The sequence below is a fragment of the Streptococcus sp. DTU_2020_1000888_1_SI_GRL_NUU_041A genome (assembly GCF_032387735.1).
In the GTDB taxonomy this organism is placed as follows: domain Bacteria; phylum Bacillota; class Bacilli; order Lactobacillales; family Streptococcaceae; genus Streptococcus; species Streptococcus sanguinis.
Map to the genome: position 1 here is coordinate 123,667 of NZ_CP135591.1, position 20,055 is coordinate 143,721.

A 20,055-nucleotide genomic window follows, 5' to 3' on the forward strand; every position below is an offset into this window, starting at 1 on the left:
TTCAGAGTCAGACTTCGGATAAATATTAGCTAAAGCTTATTGAAAAATTAGGAGAATTCGGGTGAATTAAATTTGTGAAAAGCCTATAATTATGCTATAATAGGGATATTCTAAAGAAAGAGGGTGTAATTGTGGGATTTACAGATGAAACAGTACGTTTTAATCTCGATGATTCAAATAAAAAGGAAATTAGCGAGACTTTGACCGATGTCTACAAGTCGCTCAATGAAAAAGGATACAATCCAATCAATCAAATCGTGGGATACGTACTCAGTGGTGATCCTGCGTACGTACCTCGCTATAACAATGCCCGCAATCAAATCCGCAAATACGAGCGCGATGAGATTGTTGAGGAGTTAGTTCGTTATTATTTGAAAGGACAAGGCGTCGATCTCTAATGAGAATTATGGGATTAGATGTGGGCTCAAAAACGGTTGGGGTTGCTATTAGTGATCCTCTTGGTTTTACAGCTCAAGGACTGGAGATTATTCCGATTCATGAAGAAAAGGGCGAATTCGGCCTAGAGCGCTTGGGTGAGCTGGTGAAAGAGTATAAGGTTGATAAGTTCGTTATTGGCCTGCCTAAGAACATGAACAATACCAGTGGACCTCGGGTGGAGGCCAGTCAGGCTTATGGTCAGCGGATTGCTGAGCTATTTGGCCTGCCGGTTGACTATCAGGATGAGCGTTTGACGACGGTGGCTGCTGAGCGCATGCTGGTGGAGCAGGCGGATATTAGCCGCAGCAAGCGCAAGAAAGTTATTGATAAGCTAGCCGCGCAGCTGATTTTGCAGAATTATCTGGATCGAAATTTTTAGAAAAGAAATGAAGGAGACACTAGTATGACACATGATCATAACCATGACCACGAGCATGAAGAGCGTGAATTAATCACCTTGGTTGACGAGCAAGGGAACGAAACTTTATTTGAAATTCTTTTGACCATTGACGGTAAGGAAGAGTTTGGAAAGAATTATGTTCTTTTGATTCCGGCTAATGCGGAAGAAGATGAGAACGGTGAGGTAGAGATTCAAGCTTATTCCTTTACTGAAAATGAAGATGGCACAGAAGGAGACCTGCAGCCAATCCCAGAAGACTCAAATGCTGAATGGGATATGATTGAAGAAGTCTTCAACAGCTTTATGGAGGAGTAAGACTGGCTCTGCCTTGGTCAGGAATGGGCAAGTGCAGGTGAGAGACCGTTTAAACTTGATAGTAGAGGGAAGTAGCCAAGCCTTGGCTCTTTTCCAGCGTGCATTATGATAAACATTAGAAAGAGGAGCGAGTTGCAATTCAGATTTGAATTCTGCTTCGCTGCTCTTTTTTGGGTAAGAAAATGAATGAAATTGAAGAATGGCTGAACAGCCGAATTGGTCTAAACTTTCGTTCGGGTCTAGGGCGGATGCAGCAGGCAGTGACTCTTTTGGGGAATCCTGAGCGGAGTTTTCCAACGATTCATGTAACTGGTACAAATGGCAAAGGTTCTACTATTGCTTTTATACGTCAGCTATTTGCGGGGCATGGTCGCAAGACAGGAAGTTTTACCTCGCCCCACATGATTAGTATTCATGATCGGATTTGTATCAACGGTCAACCGATTGCTTCAGCTGATTTTATCCGTCTGGGTCAGCAGGTGCAAAAGATGGAACAAGAACTGCTCAAAAGTCATGATCAGCTGTCCTATTTTGAAATTCTGACCTTGATTGCCTTTCTCTATTTCAAGGAGCAGGAAGTGGATATAGCCTTGATTGAGGTGGGGATTGGCGGACTCTTAGACACGACTAATGTCATTACGGGAGATATTGCGGTCATCAGCTCCGTAGGCTTGGATCACCAAGAGACTCTGGGAAGGAGCTTGACGGCGATTGTGGAGCAAAAGGCTGGGATTTTCAAGCCGGGGCGGCCAGCTGTCATCGGACCGCTGCCAGAGGAGGCACGATTGGTTTGTGAACAGCGAGCTCAGGAGCTGGGAATAGAACTCTATCAGTATGGTCGTGATTTTTCTCTGACGAATCAGACTTTTTCCAATTCGACTAGGACCCTATCCAATCTTGAACTGGGTCTCAAGGGAGGCTATCAGGAGGACAATGCAGCGCTGGCCCTGCAGGTTTTCCTGCTCTTCATGCAGCAGCAGGGGTGGGAAATAGATTCTGCTAGGATTCGGACAGCCTTGCAGGAGACTCGATGGGCAGGGCGCTTGGAAGAAGCCAGTCCAGGTATTTATCTAGATGGGGCTCATAATCTTCCTGCGCTGGAGAGGTTAGTAGAGTTTATCCAAAGCCAGAATGACAAAGAGTGCCTGCTTCTTTTCGGTGCTCTCAAGCGTAAGGACTATGACGCTATGCTGGCTTATCTGCGAGAGACTCTGCCAGATGTTCAGTTGACGGTTACTTCCTTTTCTGATGGAGATTCCCTTGGTCAAGCTGAAGTGGAAGGCTTCTTCTACATAGAGGATTATAGGCAGTTTATTCAGAATTTTAAGGAGAGGCAAAACGATAATCAGCTGCTTTTCATTACGGGGTCCCTCTATTTTATTGCGGAAGTCAGAGCTTATTTGACAAGTTTATAAATTGACCGCCAGAGTCTTGCTTTGGTACAATAAAGACAGAAGAAAAAGGAGAATACTATGGCAATTTCTAAAAAGTTAATCTTTTCGGGTCTAACTGCTGCGGCTGTTTTGGCCTTGACAGCTTGCGGTTCTAATCAGAACCAGACGGCACCTTCCTCTCAGTCTCAGTCAGCCGCTTCCAGCAAGCCAGCAGAGTCTTCGTCAGTAGCTAGCACGTCTAGTGCGGCCAATAGCAGCTCATCTGCTTCTGCATCCTCTTCCGAGCAAGTAGCCAATGGCGAGCTGGATGGCAGCTATCAGACAAGCCATGAAGGCGATCAGCTGACCTTGCAGATTTCAGGAACTACTGGCCAGCTGACCAAGGTCGAGTCGGATGGTGAGCAGGAAATTGAACAGGTTCAGATTGATGCTACCAACCAGACCATGATCATCGGAGATGATGTCAAGCGCTATCGCATTGAGGGCAATCAGCTGACAATTGAGGATCTTTCCCAAGAACCTTATGATGATGACACACTGGTCTTTACGAAACAATGATGAAAGAGCCCTGTCTTGAATAGGGCTTTTCCTTTTATCAGTTGTAATCTTGCAGTGCGACTTAGAGGATAGTAGTATTCAAAAGCTGTACTTAGATTTTTATCAATCAGAAATACAGTTTGCATTGATATAAACGTTGTTTTAAGGCAGTTTTACTGATATACTAGAATATATGCAATGAGATAGGAGAGTGTATGACTTTCAGGAAATTCCGCTTATTAATGTCAAAATACGGTTTCAGCATCATTATTATGCTGCTGGAGCTAGCCTTTGTCTTTGTTGCGTTCTTCTATTTTAATGAGATTGCACCCAACTGGCTGTCAGTGGCGATGATTGTTTTCCTGTATATTGGGACTATTTTAGCGATTGTCAACCGCAATATGCCGCCTGAGAGCAAGGTGACTTGGCTCCTGATTGCTGTGGTACCCGTATTTGGCTTCCTGCTCTATCTGATGTTTGGTGAGCGACGGTTGTCTAAAAAGGAAATGATTCAGCTGGAAAATATGGACTCTATGAAATTTCGTGAGGACAACAGCTACGATCTTCGTGTCCAGCTGAAAAAGAAAAACAAGTCAGCCTACGGTATTATCAAATCACTGCTGAGTATGGACAATAATGCGGATGTCTATGACGGTACAGCTTCTCGTTATTTTCCTATCGGAGAGGAGATGTTTGAGTCCATGCTGGCTGATCTGCGGGCTGCTGAGAAATTCATTTTTCTGGAATTTTATATCATTGATGAAGGGCTGATGTGGGACAGTGTTCTGGAAATCTTGGTCGAAAAAGCCGCTCAGGGCGTTGAAGTCAAGCTGCTCTATGATGATATTGGCTGCATGGCCACTTTGCCTGGTGATTATACGCGTAAGCTGCGCAAGATGGGCATCGAGGCTTATAAGTTTAACAAGGTGATTCCGCGGATGACGGTATCCTATAACAACCGTGACCACCGCAAGATTTTGGTCATTGACGGTCAAGTCGGCTACACTGGCGGTATCAATCTGGCTGACGAGTATATCAATCATATCGTCCGTTTTGGCCACTGGAAAGATGGTGGTGTGCGCTTGGAAGGTCGGGCAGTCAAGGCTCTGACGCGGCTCTTTCTCATGAACTGGTACATCAACCGCGGGGAAATCACAGACTTTGACAAGTACCATCTGGAAAATAAAGCTGTCGAAGGTCAAGGGCTTTACGTTCCCTATGGCAGCGGACCTAAGCCTATTTATAAGGGTCAGGTTGGCAAAACAGTCTATCAAAATATCATCAGTCAGGCTACGGACTATGTCTACATTACCACGCCTTATCTGATCATTGACTACGACCTGACGGAGGATATCAAGAATGCTGCTATGCGGGGAGTGGATGTCCGTATCGTGACTCCTTTCATTCCGGATAAGAAGTTGATTCAGATTGTTACCCGCGGAGCCTATCCGGATCTAATGGAAGCGGGGGTTAAGATTTTTGAGTACACGCCAGGATTTATTCACAGCAAGAATGTGGTGGCCGATGATGAATTTGCCGTGGTAGGGACGATTAACTTTGATTACCGCAGTCTAGTGCATCATTATGAAAATGCAGTCCTGATGTACCATACGGAGAGTATTCCAGCTATCAAGGAAGATTTTGAAGCCATTTTTGAGGCTTCTGAGGAAATTCTTCCTGAAAATCTTGATAGCAGCTGGTATCGTCGCTTTATCAAAGAAATCATGCAGCTCTTTGCCCCTATGCTCTAACGCCAGAGGCGAACAAGTTCTGCAACAAATATACAGAAAGTTTGAGGCGGAAGTCTCAGACTTTTTTGTATGTGCTTTTGTTAATCGTGCTGAGATGTGTTCTTGTCATTTTTTCTTTTATATGGGGACGGATTTTTGCTCTGTTTTTACGAATGTAAAAAATAAAGGAATTTTTTAAGATGATAATGGAGAAAATTTCCAGTCAGCCGCTTGCTTATGAAACGAGAGAATATCGCTGTTTTCGGGAACTGGAGGAGCTGGCTAGAAGCTATAATGCTCAGAAGAAGGGTCAAGAGAAAGCTGACAGGAGGACAGGAATTTGATATACTAGATGGGACTGATATCAAGGAGAATATTTTATATGCATGATACAACGGAAGAAAAAGTTTTAGAGGTTTCAGAGGAGCAGCTGACTAGGTCTGAAAGGTCTGAGCAAAAAATTACCAAGCCAGAGCCGACGCCCTATTTTTTGACGCTCTTGTGCAGTTTGGCTATCAGCCTGCTGAGTGTGGTCAATCCTTTTTTGACCAATTTAGCAACGAATTTACAAAGTCAGAATCTCTATGCCGGCTGGGCCATGACTCAGGGCCAGGTGCCTTATTCGCAAATATATGGGACCAGTGGCCTGCTTTACTATCTGATGGCTTGGACCAGCAGCCTGGCTTTTGGCCAGCTTTTGTGGATGGTCTTTCAGACGCTGGCTCTGTGGTTGGCTGGACTTTTCCTGCACAAGACCTTGGTGCTCTTACAGCCTAAACAGGACCTATCGCGCAGCCTCTTGCTGCTCTTTTACCTGCTAGTCTTTGCCCTTGGATTTGGCGGTCTTTACTCTAGTATTTTTGTTCTGCCCTTTATTTTTTGGAATCTATCTTTCTTGGTGCGCTATCTGCAGGATTCAATCAAGGATGAAAAGTTCATTCTTTATGGAGCTCTCGGAGCTCTTGCTTTTATGATTGATCCGGTTTCCAGCCTAGTCTTCTACTCTTTGACTGCTCTGGTGCTTTTGGTCTACAATATCGCAGCCAAGCGTGCGGCTCGAGGCTTCTATCAGCTTTTAGCTGGTCTCTTTGGCTTCTCAGTGATTTTTTATCCTATCGGCTACTTTACTGTTGCCAATCAAACCTTTGGCCAGGCTATCAGTCAGGTGACCTATGCTTGGGATTCCATCAGCTTGATTGGCAGTCATAGTATTTCTAATTTGGTTTATTATGGCTTGCTGACGGTTGGTCTAGGTTTCGTTTCTGCTTTGGGTGTCAATCTCTTTTCAAGGGAAAAGGGGCAAGCAACCAGCCTGCGCGTCTTGCGCTTTATCGGTCTGCTAGGGCTCTTCATTACTGTCTTTGCGGCTTTTATCCTGCCAGATCAGGGCAGTTATCAACTGCTTCCTGCCCTGCCTTTTGCCATGATTCTTTTTGCTTTGTGGTTCAATAAAGGCAAGCAGCAGGAACCAGGGCGTCATCGTCGGAATCGTCGTCGCCCTACGATGTGGACTTCTTATCTCTCAGGCCAGTTCTTTCTGCCACTCTTAGCCATCTTTTATCTGATTGGCTATCCTTTGGTGAATGAGTATATCCTTTCCAGCGGTGTCTCTGCTGAAAGAAGTAAAGCGGCTCAATATATTAAGGAAAAGACCAAGGACGGGGATACTATCTATGCCTGGGACACCTCGGCTAGTCTGTATCAAAAGAGCGGCCGCCTATCAGCTGTTTCTCTCTTGTCTCCAACTTTGTATGTGGGAACGGCTGAAAATCGTCTAGGTCTTCAGAATGGACTTGAAAACAGCCAGCCCAAGTATATTTTGGTTAACAATGATGTCAAACTGCTGTCAGATGTGAAGCAGCTAATTTCCCAAAATTACAAGGAATCTGACCTCAAACTCGACCATTTCAAGCTTTATCAACTTAAGTAGTAAAAAATCAATATGTTGTGTATAAAAAGAAAAAATAACTTTTTTGCCACAACATATTGATTTTTAATTTTAACGTGCTATAATGAGTCTTGTATCGACTTATTTATAAAATACTGTTCTTTGGATGAACTACTGTCGGAGATTTCTTGGAAATTTCTTCGCAAGCGATAGGTTTAAAGAGACTTGATTTGTCCTAAGGGCAGAGAAAAGGATGTGTTCGTGATGATTTTAAGGGAAGAGAAGTTTGAAACTGCTCCAGCGATTTATGTGGAGAAGCGGGATGGCCGCAGAGTGGCTTTTGATGTGTCAAAGATTTATAAGGCTATGGTGCGGGCAGCTCAGGAAGTCGGTCCGCTGAATCCAATGCTGGAAGCCAAGCTAGAAGCTATCACAGACCGCATTGTGGCAGAAATCAGCAGTCGCTTCGCTAAGTATGTCAAAATCTATGAGATTCAGAACATTGTTGAGCATGAGCTTTTGAATGCCAAGGAATATGCCATTGCAGAGAACTACATCACTTACCGCACCCAACGGGATTTTGAGCGCTCAAAAGCGACTGATATCAACTTTACCATCGACAAGCTCCTCAATAAAGACCGCACGGTAGTCAATGAGAATGCCAATAAGGACAGTGATGTTTTCAATACCCAGCGGGATTTGACAGCTGGGATTGTTGGCAAGTCCATTGGGCTTAAGATGTTGCCGCCTCATGTGGCCAATGCCCACCAAAAGGGTGATATTCACTACCATGATTTGGACTACAGCCCTTATACACCGATGACGAACTGCTGTCTGATTGACTTTGACGGCATGCTGAAAAATGGCTTCAAGATTGGCAATGCAGAAGTAGAGAGTCCCAAGTCTATTCAGACTGCGACAGCGCAGATCTCGCAAATCATTGCCAATGTAGCTTCCAGCCAGTATGGCGGTTGTTCGGCCGACCGGATTGATGAAGTCTTGGCGCCCTATGCTGAGCTTAATTATCAAAAGCATCTCAAGGATGCAGAGCAGTGGGTTTTGCCGGATAAGCGGGAAGAGTACGCCTGGGCGAAGACCAAGAAGGATATCTACGATGCCATGCAGTCGCTGGAGTATGAGATTAATACTCTCTTTACTTCTAACGGTCAGACTCCTTTTACTTCGCTGGGCTTTGGTCTGGGCACCAATCGTTTTGAGCGGGAAATTCAGAAGGCCATTCTCAATATCCGTATCAAGGGACTGGGAAGCGAGCACCGCACAGCAATTTTCCCTAAGCTGATTTTCACCCTTAAGCGTGGGCTCAATCTCGAGCCGGGAACGCCGAACTATGACATCAAAGAACTGGCTCTGGAGTGTGCCACTAAACGCATGTATCCAGATGTCCTCTCCTATGACAAGATTATCGACTTGACTGGATCGTTCAAGGTGCCGATGGGCTGCCGTTCTTTCTTACAAGGTTGGAAGGATGAAAATGGTCAGGAAGTCAATTCCGGCCGTATGAATCTTGGTGTCGTTACTGTCAATCTACCGCGGATTGCGCTTGAATCCGAGGGGGATTTGGATAAATTCTGGGAACTCTTTAACGAGCGGATGAATATCGCTGAAGATGCTTTGGTCTACCGAGTGGAGCGGACCAAAGAAGCTAGTCCAGCCAATGCACCGATTCTTTATCAGTATGGGGCTTTTGGCCAACGTCTGGGCAAGTATGATCAGGTTGACCAGCTCTTTACTCACCGTCGTGCAACGGTGTCTCTAGGCTATATCGGTCTGTATGAAGTGGCAGCAGTCTTTTACGGTGGTAATTGGGAGACCAATCCAGAAGCCAAGGACTTTACGATTGCTATTGTCAAAGATATGAAGCGCCGGGTGGAAGAGTGGTCCGAGCAGTATGACTATCATTTTTCTGTCTACTCGACGCCATCTGAAAGCCTGACCGACCGTTTCTGTCGCTTGGATACAGAGAAGTTTGGGGTCGTTCCGGATATTACTGACAAGGAATACTATACTAACTCTTTCCACTACGATGTGCGCAAGAATCCAACGCCTTTTGAGAAACTGGACTTTGAGAAGATTTATCCTGAAGTGGGAGCTTCTGGTGGCTTTATCCATTATTGTGAGTACCCTGTGCTGCAGCAAAATCCAAAAGCACTGGAGGCTGTCTGGGACTATGCCTATGACCGAGTCGGCTATCTGGGAACCAATACACCGATTGACCGTTGTTATAAGTGTAACTTTGAGGGAGATTTCACGCCGACCGAGCGGGGCTTCACCTGTCCAAACTGCGGCAACAGCGATCCCAAGACGGTCGATGTGGTCAAACGGACCTGCGGTTACTTAGGAAATCCGCAAGCCCGTCCAATGGTCAACGGCCGTCACAAGGAAATATCAGCCCGGGTCAAGCACATGAATGGCTCGACTATTAAGTACGAAGGAAATTAAGATGGGAAAGTATCAATTGGACGACAAAGGAAAGGCTCAGGTACAGCGTTTCCACGAAAAGCATTCGCAGGGCGGCAGCAGCAAAAAAGAGCGATTGGCCAAACTGCGTCAGCAATTTTTAGAAAAGAACAAGAAACAATAGAAGTCAGAGTGGGGCGCAAGGCGGTCTCACTCTCTTCGTATCAGGAGGCACTATGGAGCTTAGACGACCGAAACTAGAAGACAAGGAAAAGATTTTAGAGATGCTGGCTGACTTTGAAGTAGCTGGTAGCCGACAGGATGGCTTCTTTGGTGGAGTGGATTTTGTCTACGAGGATTGGCTGGAGACGATTCAGCTAGCTGAGGCAGGTCTAGGCTTGCCGCAAGGTTTTGTGCCTTACGTTCAACTGGTTTCTTTTGCTGCGGATGGTCAGGCTGTGGGCTTTCTCAATCTGCGCTTGCGGCTCAATGATTATTTGCTCCAAGAAGGCGGGCATATCGGCTATAGTATCCGTCCCTCTGCGCGTGGGAAAGGAATGGCAAAGGAGCAGCTGCGACAAGGCTTGCAAGTGGCTAAAAGTAAAAATATTAAACGAGTCCTAGTGACTTGCGATAGTGACAATGCTGCCAGCCGAGCAGTGATTCTGGCTAATGGTGGAGCTTTAGAGGATGTTCGAGGCGGAAAAGAGCGTTACTGGATTGATGTCGATTAAGGAGGGAGCATGGAGCTAAGACGACCAACTTTGGAAGATAAAGATGCAATTTTAGAGATGATTGCGGAGTTCAATGCTGCAAAATCCTATATGCACGGTGGCATGGGCTCCACTTGGAAGCGAGCAAAGGATTATGAGGATTGGTTGAAAATTGTAGAACAGAAGGAAGATGTGGCAAACTTGCCAGCAGGTTGGGTTGCTGCCATCCAATTTTTGTCCTTTGATGAGACTGGCTTGCCTCTGGGCTTTTTAGCTCTGCGCTTGTCCTTAAATGACAAATTATTTGTGGAGGGCGGCCATATAGGCTATTCTATCCGGCCCAGTCAGCGCAGGAAGGGCTTGGCTAAGTTGCAGTTAGAGCTAGGACTGGCAGAGGCTCGAAAGCAAGGACTAGGACGAGTGCTGATTACCTGCGATGAAGACAACGAAGCCAGCCGCCGCACCATTCTCTCAGCTGGTGGTGTTTACGAAAATACAATCGACAGAAGTCAGCGTTACTGGATTGATTTGGAGGATGAAGATGAACAATCCCAAACCTCAAGAATGGAAAAGTGAGGAGCTGAGCAAGGGGCGAATCATTGACTATAAGGCCTTTAACTTTGTGGATGGCGAAGGTGTCCGTAACTCCCTCTATGTCAGTGGCTGTATGTTCCACTGTGAGGGCTGCTATAATGCAGCAACCTGGTCTTTCAACGCTGGTATTCCTTATACGCAAGAGTTGGAGGAGCAGATTATGAAAGACTTGGCGGAGCCTTATGTGCAGGGACTGACTCTCCTAGGTGGCGAGCCTTTTCTCAATACAGGCATTCTCCTGCCCTTGGTCAAGCGGATTCGGAGAGAGCTTCCGGATAAGGATATCTGGTCCTGGACGGGCTACACCTGGGAGGAGATGATGCTGGAAACGGAGGATAAGCTGGAGCTGCTAAGTCTGATTGATATTCTGGTGGACGGCCGTTTTGACCTTACCAAGAAGAATCTCATGCTGCAGTTTCGCGGCTCTTCTAATCAACGCATCATTGATGTGCAGAAATCCCTTCAGTCAGGCCAGGTAGTCATCTGGGATAAGCTGAATGATGGCCTCCAGGCCTATGAGCAAGTTGACAGGGATAAGATGCTTTAAAAACTAAGTAGAATACTGATATAAAAGAGGTTTTGCCTCTTTTTTCTGTTGTCAAAAACAGTATAAAATATCGGTTTTTCGAGAAGAAAGAAAGAATTTACCGAAAATTAATACAGACTGTCCTTTTTTGTCAACAAATTTTGGGAAAAACTAAAATATTTTTAAATATTTTAGTGTATCATAATGCATTTATGATATAATAAAATGTATTTATATCTCAGGGGAGAAAAAGGGAGAATTATGAATCAACATAGGAGAAATGTGCCTGCTTCTAAAAAGGGGAAGAAGCTGAGGCTCTTTAATGCAGCTTTACTGACATTGGTAAGCTTGGTTTCAGGTTTGCTTGTTTTTTCTATATTTAAAAATAATGTTCTGGCGTTTCATCACCTGAACCTTATTTTGTCTGCTCTTTTGGCGGCTGTTATTTTACTGGCAGCCTTCTTTGTATGGAAAAATAAGTTCAAAGTCCTGACCATGGTGCTTTTGTTTGTGACCTTGCTGGTATCCTCAGGAGCTATGTACGGGGTCAAGGAGCTGATGGACTTATCTAGAGGTGTGAACTCCACCTCAAATTACTCTGAAATTGAAATGGCCGTTTATGTCCGGACAGACAGCGATAAATCAGATGTAACTCAGCTGAAGAAGCTGACAGCTCCGACTGAAAATGGGGATAAGGACAATGTGACAGCTCTTCTGGACCACATCAAGAAGACTAAAAAGACAGAACTCACAGTGGAAAACAGCTCGTCTTATATCGCAGCCTACAAGGCCCTCATCAATCAAGAGACTGAGGCCATTGCCCTCAATAGCTCGTTTGGAGACATGCTGGCTTCTCATGATGCTGACTATGCTTCAAAGATAAAGAAAATCTATACTTATAAAATCACCCGTCAAGTAGAGACAGGCAAGCGCAGGGATGATGCCAATGCAGATGTCTTCAATATCTATGTCAGCGGTATTGACACTTATGGCTCTATCTCATCTGTCTCTCGCTCAGATGTCAATATCATCATGACGGTTAATCGCAAGACCAAGAAAGTCCTCTTGACGACAACTCCTCGTGATTCTTATGTGGCGATTGCAGATGGAGGAGCTGGGCAGATGGACAAGCTGACCCATGCAGGTATTTACGGAGTAGATGCTTCTGTCCATACGCTGGAAAATCTTTACGGTATTCGCATTGACTACTATGTTCGTCTGAACTTCACTTCCTTCCTCAAGCTGGTAGACCTGTTGGGAGGGATTGATGTTGAAAATGACCAAGAATTTACCAGCAGACACGGCAATCATCATTTCCCAGTAGGGAAAGTCCATATGAACTCAGATCAGGCACTTGGCTTTGTTCGCGAGCGTTACTCCCTTCAGGGTGGCGACAATGACCGCGGGAAAAATCAAGAAAAGGTTATCGAAGCAGTCATTAAAAAGCTGACTTCAACCAGTGCTTTGAAGAACTACAACGAGATTATTTCCGGCTTGCAGGACTCTATCCAGACCAATATGGAGCTGCCTGTTCTTATGAATCTGGTCAATACCCAGCTGGAATCAGGTGGAAGCTATCAAGTTCAGTCACAAGCTATCAGCGGAAATGGCCGCATGGATCTACCATCCTATGCTATGCCAGATTCCAATCTCTACATGATGGAAATCCAGCCAGAAAGCCTTGATAATGCTAAGGCAGCGATTCAGCAGGTAATGGAAGGGAAAACACCATGATTGATATCCATTCTCATATTATCTTTGATGTGGACGATGGTCCTAAGAATTTTGAGGATTCCAAAAAACTGCTGGAAGAAAGCTATCGACAGGGAATTCGGACTATTATCTCTACCTCTCATCGCAGAAAGGGCATGTTTGAAACGCCTGAAGAGACCATTAGAGCTAACTTTAAAATGGTAAAAGAACTAGCAGAGCTTGTAGCGCCTGACTTGACGGTTCTCTATGGGGCAGAGATTTACTACACCAGCGATGTGGCGGATAAGTTGGAAAAAGGGATTTTCCCCAGTCTAGCTGGCACACGCTATGTGCTGATTGAGTTTAGCATGGCAACGCCTTATAAAGACATCCATAAAGGTTTGGCTCAGATTCTGCGCTTAGGTCTAACACCGGTCCTTGCTCATATTGAGCGCTATCACTGCCTGGAAAATGATGAAAAGAAGGTGCAGGAACTCATTAATATGGGCTGCTATACTCAAATTAACAGCTCCAGTGTTCTAAAACCTAAGCTGCTTGGAGACTCGCATAAATTTATGAAAAAACGTGCTCAGTTCTTTTTGGAGAAGGACTTGGTCCACTTTGTTGCCAGCGACATGCACAATCTAAGTCAGAGACCGCCCTTTATGAAGGAGGCCTTTGACATCGTAGCTAAGAAATACGGTTCCCGCCGGGCAGAGGCCCTCTTTGGCGGCAACCAAGCATTATTATTGAAAAATGAATTGATTTAGGGGAAAAATGGAAAAACAAGAAAAGCAAATCGTAGAAATCGATATTCTGTCCTTGCTGAGAGCCTTATGGCTGAAGAAATTTACCATCGTATTGGGAGCGGTGCTCTTTTCTTTGCTGGCTTTTGGCTACAGCGTCTTTATTGCTAAGAAAATGTATCAGAGTACCACACGCATCTATGTGGTCAGCCGTCAGAACGAAACGCAGGCAGCTTTGACCAATCAGGACCTGCAGGCAGGGTCTTACCTCGTTAAGGACTTTAAGGAAATCATTCTGTCACAGGCGGTTCTGTCACAGGCAATTAGTGAGTTGAAACTGCAAACGTCACCAAGAGAGCTGACGCGTCACATCACCGTTTCCGTTCCGGCGGATACTCGTATCGTTTCGATTACAGTTAAAGATGACAATCCGGAGGAAGCGGCTCGCATTGCCAATGCCTTTCGTAATATCGCCGCTGAGAAAATCATCGAGGTGACAAAAGTTTCTGATGTGACAACTTTGGAAGAAGCAACAGTCCCAGCAGAGCCTTCTTCACCAAATATTCGGCGTAATGTTATCTTAGGATTTTTAGGGGGCAGCGTCCTGATGTCGATCTTTATCATCGCTGTAGAAATCCTGGATGACCGAGTGAAGAAGCCAGAGGACATTGAAGAAGTCATGGGCTTGACGCTGTTGGGCGTTATCCCAGATATGAACAGAATGTAAGGGAGAGAAAATGGCAACCTTAGAATTAGTTAGGAAAAAAAGGAACCTTGTCAAACTAACCGAGGAATACTACAATGCTCTCAGCACCAATGTGCAGCTGAGCGGCGCCAATATCAAGATGGTCGAAATAAGCTCGGTGACGGCAAATGAAGGAAAGTCTACAACCTCAGTGAATCTCGCGGCCGCCTTTGCCAGAGCTGGTCATAAGACCTTGATGATCGATGCGGATATCCGCAACTCAGTCATGTCCGGTGTGTTTAGCAGTCAGAGAAAAGTATCAGGACTGACGGACTATCTGTCAGGACAGGCTGCCCTGCATGAAGTCATCAACGATACAGATCTGGACAACCTAGATGTGATCTTATCTGGTCCAGTATCACCTAATCCGACGGGGCTTTTGCAAAGCAAGCAGTTTGAAGCGCTTTTGACTGACTTGCGTGTCCGTTATGACTATATCATTGTGGATACTTCACCGATTGGTCTGGTCATTGATGCGGCTATCATCGCTCAGAAATGCGATGCCAGCTTCTTGGTTACACAAGCAGGCCATATCAAACGAAAAGCAGTCATGAAAGCTAAAGAGCAGTTGGAACAAACGGGAACTCCTTTTTTAGGTGTTGTCCTCAATAAATATAACATTGATTTGGAACGCTATGGCGCCTACGGAACTTATGGGGGATACGGCAGCTATGGCAATTATGGGAAATAGGGATTAAAGAGTTTTAGGATAATTGGGAGATTAGGAACATGACAAGAGCGAGAAAAAGAGTCATCTTAATTATTGTTGATATTATTTTGCTCAGTATAAGTCAGGGGATTTCAAAATTCTTCTTAGCAAAATATGTCGGGATAACGGATTTGTCTTTTGTCTCTATTTTAATGGGGATTATTATACTGTATTTGACATTTGCAACACTGTCGAATGTCTTTTCTACCATTACAAGGTATACAGATTATAAAACAATGTTTCGAGTGGGGGGCTCAATTTTGGGAGCTTACTCAATTGTATACATTGCAGAGAAAATTTTTTATGAATCCACAAACAGTAGATATATTGTCCTTTCTATGCTGCTATCATTTTTGTTGGTTATTGCTTCAAGGCTGACTTGGCGGGAGATTCATGAATTCGTGCAGCACCCGTCAGCCTTACTGGGTAAGAAAGTAGATGGGACGAAGACCCTTGTTGTTGGTTCAGGGGATGGTGCTAGTCTCTTTATCAAGACAGCCCAGCAAAAATCAAAAGATTTAAAGATTGTTGCGATTGTAGATGATGATAAGAATAAGCAAAATACCTATCTTCATGGAGTAAAAGTTGTAGGAACAACCGAGCAGATACCTGAAATTGTGGGAAATTATGAAGTCGAACAAATTGTCATTGCCATTCCTTCATTGGCTCCGGATGATTACGAGCGAATCGTAGAGTACTGCCAACAAACGGAGGTCAAGGTCAATGCCATGCCTAAGTATGAACAGGTGATTACGGGGAAACTATCTGTCAGCAAACTTCAGGAAATTGATATTGCAGATCTGTTAGGGCGTAAAGAAGTTAAGCTGGATCAGCAAAGTTTGAAGTCCAATATTAAATGCAAGACAGTTCTTGTTACGGGGGCCGGTGGGTCTATCGGCTCGGAACTTTGCCGTCAGATTGCTCAATTCTGCCCAGCTAGGCTCCTGCTTCTAGGTCATGGAGAAAATTCAATTTATTTGATTCATAAGGAGCTGTCAAGCCGTTATAAAGATGATATTGAGCTGATTCCAATCATTGCAGATATTCAAGATAGAGAGAGAATTTTCCATATTATGGAAACCTATCGTCCTGATCGAGTGTATCATGCTGCAGCTCACAAGCATGTTCCCTTGATGGAGTACAATCCGACAGAAGCGGTCAAGAACAATATCTATGGCACGCGAAATGTAGCAGAAGCAGCAAAGGCAGCTGGTGTCGCGAAATTTGTCATGATTTCTACAGATAAGGCGGTCAACCCGCCTAATGTTATGGGGGCAACTAAACGTGTAGCAGAAATGGTCGTGACCAGTTTAAATGAAGAAGGAAAGACTCTTTTCTCAGCTGTCCGCTTTGGGAATGTTTTGGGCAGCCGAGGTAGTGTTGTTCCTTTGTTCAAGGAGCAGATTGCCAAGGGAGGTCCTATCACCGTGACGGACTTTCGAATGACACGCTATTTCATGACGATACCAGAAGCCAGCCGCTTGGTGATTCAGGCTGGAGCCTTGATGCAAGGGGGAGAGGTTTTTGTCTTGGATATGGGTGAGCCTGTGAAAATTTTGGACCTGGCTAAAAAGATGATCACACTCAGCGGCCATACTGAAGAGGAGATTCAGATTCAGGAAGCAGGCATTCGACCGGGCGAAAAGCTTTATGAAGAGCTCTTGTCCGCCAAGGAAAAGGTCAATGATCAAGTCTATGAAAAGATTTTTGTAGGGAATGTTCAGTCGCTGCCCAAGATAGAGGTGGATTCCTATGTGGACTCTCTTCTGTCTCTTGGTGCAAATGACCTCAAGGACAGCTTGGTAAAGTTTGCACAGCAATAAGTTTTTAGGATAATCATGTATAAATTTTTTAAACGAACATTAGATATAGTCTTGTCATTCATAGGAATGATTGTCTTATCACCATTTCTTCTGCTTCTAGTACTCGCTATTAAATTGGATTCAAAAGGACCAGTTTTGTTCAAACAGAAGCGGGTCGGTCTGCATAAGAAACACTTCTATATTTTGAAATTCAGAACGATGCGAATTGACACCCCTAAGGATACCCCAACTCATTTACTGGAAAATCCTGAGCAATGGATTACAAAGGTTGGGAAGTTTCTTAGGAAGACGTCTCTGGATGAGTTGCCTCAGATTTGGAATATTTTTGTCGGTGACATGAGTATCATAGGTCCAAGGCCGGCTCTTTGGAATCAGTATGATTTGATTGAAGAGCGAGACCGCTATGGAGCTAATGATGTTTTGCCAGGTCTGACGGGATGGGCTCAGATTCACGGGCGAGATGAGTTGCCGATTGCCAAGAAAGCTGAATTGGACGGCTACTACGTCCAGCATCTATCTTTTGGATTGGATGTCCGCTGTTTCTTTGGCACCATTAAGAGTGTGGCCAAGAGCGAAGGCGTTGTTGAAGGCGGCACGGGAAATATGGAAAAGAAAGATTAAAGGCTGATGAAAAGAATATTAATTACGGGAGAGGGTAGCTATATCGGCCGGAGCTTTAAGAAGTATATTTCTTCACGGGAGGATGTCCAGGTTGATGAGTTGGATGTCCGCGGAGAAGCCTGGAAGGAGAAAGATTTTTCGTCTTTTGATGTAATTTTGCATTTGGCGGCGATTGTCCATATCTCTAACCCATCAAAAGAGATGGAGTCTGTATATAATCAAGTCAATACTCAGCTACCGTATGAATTGGCTCAAAAGGCTAAACGCGAAGGCGTCAAACAGTTTATCTTTATGAGCAGCATGAGCGTCTATGGCGAAGTTTTGGTAGATCGGGTTATCACAAAGGATACAGAAGAGCGTCCTGATTCTTTTTATGGCAAAAGCAAACTAGCTGCTGAGCAACTTCTGGCGGAATTGGAGAACGAAGATTTCAAATTGGCAGTTTTACGGCCACCCATGGTTTATGGTCATCAAGCTAAGGGAAACTATAAGCGACTGTCAAAGTTGGCTCAGAAGCTACCAGTCTTCCCTTTGGTCCAGAACGAACGTAGTATGATTTATATTGATAACCTTTGTGAGTTTATCAGACTGATTGTTCAGAATCAAGACAGTGGTGTTTTCTATCCTCAAAATCAGGACTATGTCAATACCTCTCAGCTAGTCAGAGAAATAAAAAGAACTCATGGTCAGAGAGTAGTCTTGCTGCCTGCATTTAACTGGATTTTAAAAGGATTGTCTCGCCATGTTTCGACTATGAATAAGTTGTTTTCAGATTTAACTTATGAAAAAGAGATGTCTAGCTATTCTCAGTCTTATCAGGTGGCAGATTTTAGGAGGTCTATTGAGAGGACGGAGAAGGGAAACTAGTTTAGGATGATTGGGGGGATTGTTAGTGAAGTTTTCGGTATTGATGTCTGTCTATCAGAAAGAGAATCCGGATTTCTTAAGAAAGAGTCTAAATAGCGTTCTTATAGAGCAGAGCCGAAAGCCAGATGAGCTTGTCCTGGTAGAGGATGGGCCGCTGACAGAAGAGCTATATCAGACGATTCAAGATTTCAAGGAAACATTTCCAGAGGTGAAAGTTCTACCTTTAAAGGAAAATGTCGGATTGGGAGAAGCTTTGCATCGGGGAGTTGAGGCTTGCTCTTATGACTGGATTGCTAGAATGGATACAGATGACATTGCGACACCGGACCGTTTCCAGCAGCAAGTGGACTATATTGAGCAGCATCCGCAGTTAGATGTTCTGGGGGGAAATATCATAGAATTTGATTCGGAACCAGATCAAATAGTAGCAGAGAAACAAATGCCGCTTTCCCATGAAGAGATTATCAAAAGGTTGCAGCGGAGAAATCCTTTCTGTCACATGACGGTATTTTTCAAGAAATCATCTGTTTTAAAAGCAGGCAATTACAAGCCCTTGCCTTTAGTGGAAGACTATTATCTTTGGGCGAGAATGGCTGCTCAGGGCTGTCGTTTCGCCAATCTTAATCGGGTTTTGGTTTATGCTCGTGTCGGAAACGGCATGCATACAAGAAGAAGCCAGACAGAGCAGATTGCCAGCTGGAAAGTAGTCAATACTTTTTTGCTGTCACATGGTATGTTGAACCGAGGGCAATATTATCAAAATATGTTGATGATTCGTGCTTTTGTGGGAACGCCTATTTGGATAAAAGCGTTCATTTATAAGTATCTGCTTAGAAGAAAGTAATGACTTTACAGACAGAGCAGTCTAGCTTAGACAGGGAGAAAGCTAGAAGTTAGGGGGATATAGGATGAAAAGTTTAGGAAGGAGGGAGAAATGATTTCTGTCGTGATGGCGACCTATAATGGGGCGGATTTTATTTTGGAGCAACTAGACTCTATCCGCACTCAAAAGCTGAAGCCTGATCAGGTCATTATCTGTGATGACTGTTCAACAGATCAGACAGTGGCACTAATCAAGGATTACATCACCAAGTATCAACTAACTAATTGGCAGTTGATTGAAAATCAGGAAAATTTGGGCCATTATCGAACTTTTATAAAATTAGCGAGTTTGGCTGAGCACGATATTGTTTTTTTCGCTGATCAGGATGATAAATGGCTGCCTGATAAAACAGCTGCCTTGCAGAAAGTACTGTTAGAAACAGATGCTGCTATGGTGTATGGCCAGTCTTACTTGATTGATCAAAATGGTCAGGTCATCAAAGAGCCCAAGGTTTCAGGAGAAAGTCGAGAAAGAGATCTAGCTTGGCTTCTGAAAAAATGGCCGTCAGGTTATCAGACAGCTTTTAGAAAGTCGGTACTGGCTGATATTTTGCAGCAGCAGTATACGGATTATCCTGGATTTGACTATCATGATGTTTTATTTGGTATGCTGGCTCCATTGTATGGAAAAGTTGTTTGCTTGGACCAGCTTCTGGATCAGCATCGCATTCATCAGGCGAATGTAACCCAGTCTGCGTCGTCGCTCAGTTTTAACAAAACAAGGTTATCTAGGATTAACTATTTACAGAAGGTCGTCAGTCGCTATGAATCTGTGAAAAAAATCGTAGAGGAGCGAAAGATGTCTGAGGAAGACCATCGCCAGGTTGCTAGGGTTTTGGCCTTGACCAATCTTAGACTGAAATTATTACAGTCTAGAAATCCATTTTGGGCTTTGGGCCTAATGTTTCAAATAAGGGAGTATAGAACAATAAAAGATTTCATTAGTGATTTGGTATACACCTACTCACTGAATGGACTTGCTAGGAGATTATTGAAAAAGTTTGGGAGGTAAGAAAA

At 44.3% G+C, this 20,055-nt stretch carries 22 protein-coding genes; all 22 read left to right on the forward strand.

Features of this window, described 5'->3' with window-relative positions; all coding sequences use genetic code 11:
* Window positions 1-131: 131 nt before the first annotated feature.
* The 22 genes from RSK81_RS00680 (at window position 132) to RSK81_RS00785 (ending at window position 20,050) form a co-directional block, all read left to right on the forward strand.
* The gene (locus RSK81_RS00680; RefSeq protein WP_002894075.1) at window positions 132-398 is read left to right on the forward strand and encodes an IreB family regulatory phosphoprotein; all 267 of its coding nucleotides are present in this window, start codon (window positions 132-134) and stop codon (window positions 396-398) included.
* Complete coding sequence (gene ruvX / locus RSK81_RS00685; protein ID WP_011837635.1) at window positions 398-817, forward strand: Holliday junction resolvase RuvX; 420 nt, start codon at window positions 398-400, stop codon at window positions 815-817. The genes RSK81_RS00680 and ruvX overlap by 1 nt, the downstream gene beginning before the upstream one ends.
* Before the next feature lie 24 nt (window positions 818-841).
* Window positions 842-1,153: a DUF1292 domain-containing protein gene (locus tag RSK81_RS00690; RefSeq protein ID WP_125352428.1), complete on the forward strand. Its 312-nt coding sequence runs from the start codon at window positions 842-844 to the stop codon at window positions 1,151-1,153.
* A gap of 182 nt (window positions 1,154-1,335) precedes the next feature.
* Window positions 1,336-2,568 carry a folylpolyglutamate synthase/dihydrofolate synthase family protein gene (locus RSK81_RS00695; RefSeq protein WP_315687050.1) on the forward strand — a complete coding sequence of 411 codons (1,233 nt, stop codon included), beginning with the start codon at window positions 1,336-1,338 and terminating at the stop codon, window positions 2,566-2,568.
* Between the two features lie 57 nt (window positions 2,569-2,625).
* Window positions 2,626-3,105, forward strand: a complete 480-nt coding sequence (locus RSK81_RS00700; RefSeq protein ID WP_002908510.1) for an SP_0198 family lipoprotein — start codon at window positions 2,626-2,628, stop codon at window positions 3,103-3,105.
* A 194-nt stretch (window positions 3,106-3,299) separates the two neighbouring features.
* Complete coding sequence (gene cls / locus RSK81_RS00705; RefSeq protein WP_315687052.1) at window positions 3,300-4,835, forward strand: cardiolipin synthase; 1,536 nt, start codon at window positions 3,300-3,302, stop codon at window positions 4,833-4,835.
* Window positions 4,836-5,014: 179 nt separating this feature from the next.
* Entirely contained in the window at window positions 5,015-5,158 is a 144-nt protein-coding gene (locus tag RSK81_RS00710; protein ID WP_002905558.1) for a hypothetical protein, read from the forward strand.
* Between the two features lie 38 nt (window positions 5,159-5,196).
* The gene (locus RSK81_RS00715; RefSeq protein WP_315687054.1) at window positions 5,197-6,744 is read left to right on the forward strand and encodes a heme transporter CcmD; all 1,548 of its coding nucleotides are present in this window, start codon (window positions 5,197-5,199) and stop codon (window positions 6,742-6,744) included.
* Window positions 6,745-6,966: 222 nt separating this feature from the next.
* Entirely contained in the window at window positions 6,967-9,162 is a 2,196-nt protein-coding gene (nrdD, locus tag RSK81_RS00720) for an anaerobic ribonucleoside-triphosphate reductase (RefSeq protein WP_002916700.1), read from the forward strand.
* 1 nt (window position 9,163) lies between these two features.
* Window positions 9,164-9,304 (forward strand): hypothetical protein, encoded by a 141-nt coding sequence (locus RSK81_RS00725; protein WP_002902050.1) that lies wholly within the window; start codon window positions 9,164-9,166, stop codon window positions 9,302-9,304.
* 52 nt (window positions 9,305-9,356) lie between these two features.
* Window positions 9,357-9,854 carry a GNAT family N-acetyltransferase gene (locus RSK81_RS00730; RefSeq protein ID WP_004192583.1) on the forward strand — a complete coding sequence of 166 codons (498 nt, stop codon included), beginning with the start codon at window positions 9,357-9,359 and terminating at the stop codon, window positions 9,852-9,854.
* Between the two features lie 9 nt (window positions 9,855-9,863).
* The gene (locus tag RSK81_RS00735; RefSeq protein WP_223310964.1) at window positions 9,864-10,409 is read left to right on the forward strand and encodes a GNAT family N-acetyltransferase; all 546 of its coding nucleotides are present in this window, start codon (window positions 9,864-9,866) and stop codon (window positions 10,407-10,409) included.
* Window positions 10,375-10,974: an anaerobic ribonucleoside-triphosphate reductase activating protein gene (gene nrdG, locus RSK81_RS00740; protein ID WP_002899261.1), complete on the forward strand. Its 600-nt coding sequence runs from the start codon at window positions 10,375-10,377 to the stop codon at window positions 10,972-10,974. The genes RSK81_RS00735 and nrdG overlap by 35 nt, the downstream gene beginning before the upstream one ends.
* Window positions 10,975-11,178: 204 nt before the next feature.
* Entirely contained in the window at window positions 11,179-12,687 is a 1,509-nt protein-coding gene (locus tag RSK81_RS00745; protein ID WP_315687056.1) for an LCP family protein, read from the forward strand.
* Complete coding sequence (gene cps4B, locus RSK81_RS00750; protein ID WP_002908520.1) at window positions 12,684-13,415, forward strand: capsular polysaccharide biosynthesis protein Cps4B; 732 nt, start codon at window positions 12,684-12,686, stop codon at window positions 13,413-13,415. The genes RSK81_RS00745 and cps4B overlap by 4 nt, the downstream gene beginning before the upstream one ends.
* Window positions 13,416-13,422: 7 nt before the next feature.
* Window positions 13,423-14,118: a Wzz/FepE/Etk N-terminal domain-containing protein gene (locus RSK81_RS00755; protein ID WP_002894051.1), complete on the forward strand. Its 696-nt coding sequence runs from the start codon at window positions 13,423-13,425 to the stop codon at window positions 14,116-14,118.
* 10 nt (window positions 14,119-14,128) lie between these two features.
* Window positions 14,129-14,827 (forward strand): polysaccharide biosynthesis tyrosine autokinase, encoded by a 699-nt coding sequence (locus RSK81_RS00760; RefSeq protein ID WP_002905547.1) that lies wholly within the window; start codon window positions 14,129-14,131, stop codon window positions 14,825-14,827.
* A gap of 38 nt (window positions 14,828-14,865) precedes the next feature.
* Window positions 14,866-16,668 (forward strand): polysaccharide biosynthesis protein, encoded by a 1,803-nt coding sequence (locus tag RSK81_RS00765; RefSeq protein WP_125377934.1) that lies wholly within the window; start codon window positions 14,866-14,868, stop codon window positions 16,666-16,668.
* Between the two features lie 15 nt (window positions 16,669-16,683).
* Entirely contained in the window at window positions 16,684-17,289 is a 606-nt protein-coding gene (locus RSK81_RS00770; RefSeq protein WP_315687058.1) for a sugar transferase, read from the forward strand.
* A 6-nt stretch (window positions 17,290-17,295) separates the two neighbouring features.
* Window positions 17,296-18,156: an NAD-dependent epimerase/dehydratase family protein gene (locus tag RSK81_RS00775; RefSeq protein ID WP_315687059.1), complete on the forward strand. Its 861-nt coding sequence runs from the start codon at window positions 17,296-17,298 to the stop codon at window positions 18,154-18,156.
* A gap of 10 nt (window positions 18,157-18,166) precedes the next feature.
* The gene (locus RSK81_RS00780; protein ID WP_315687060.1) at window positions 18,167-19,000 is read left to right on the forward strand and encodes a glycosyltransferase; all 834 of its coding nucleotides are present in this window, start codon (window positions 18,167-18,169) and stop codon (window positions 18,998-19,000) included.
* Between the two features lie 90 nt (window positions 19,001-19,090).
* On the forward strand, window positions 19,091-20,050 hold the full coding sequence (locus RSK81_RS00785; protein WP_315687061.1) for a glycosyltransferase family 2 protein: 960 nt from the start codon (window positions 19,091-19,093) through the stop codon (window positions 20,048-20,050).
* The last annotated feature ends 5 nt before the right edge of the window (window positions 20,051-20,055 follow it).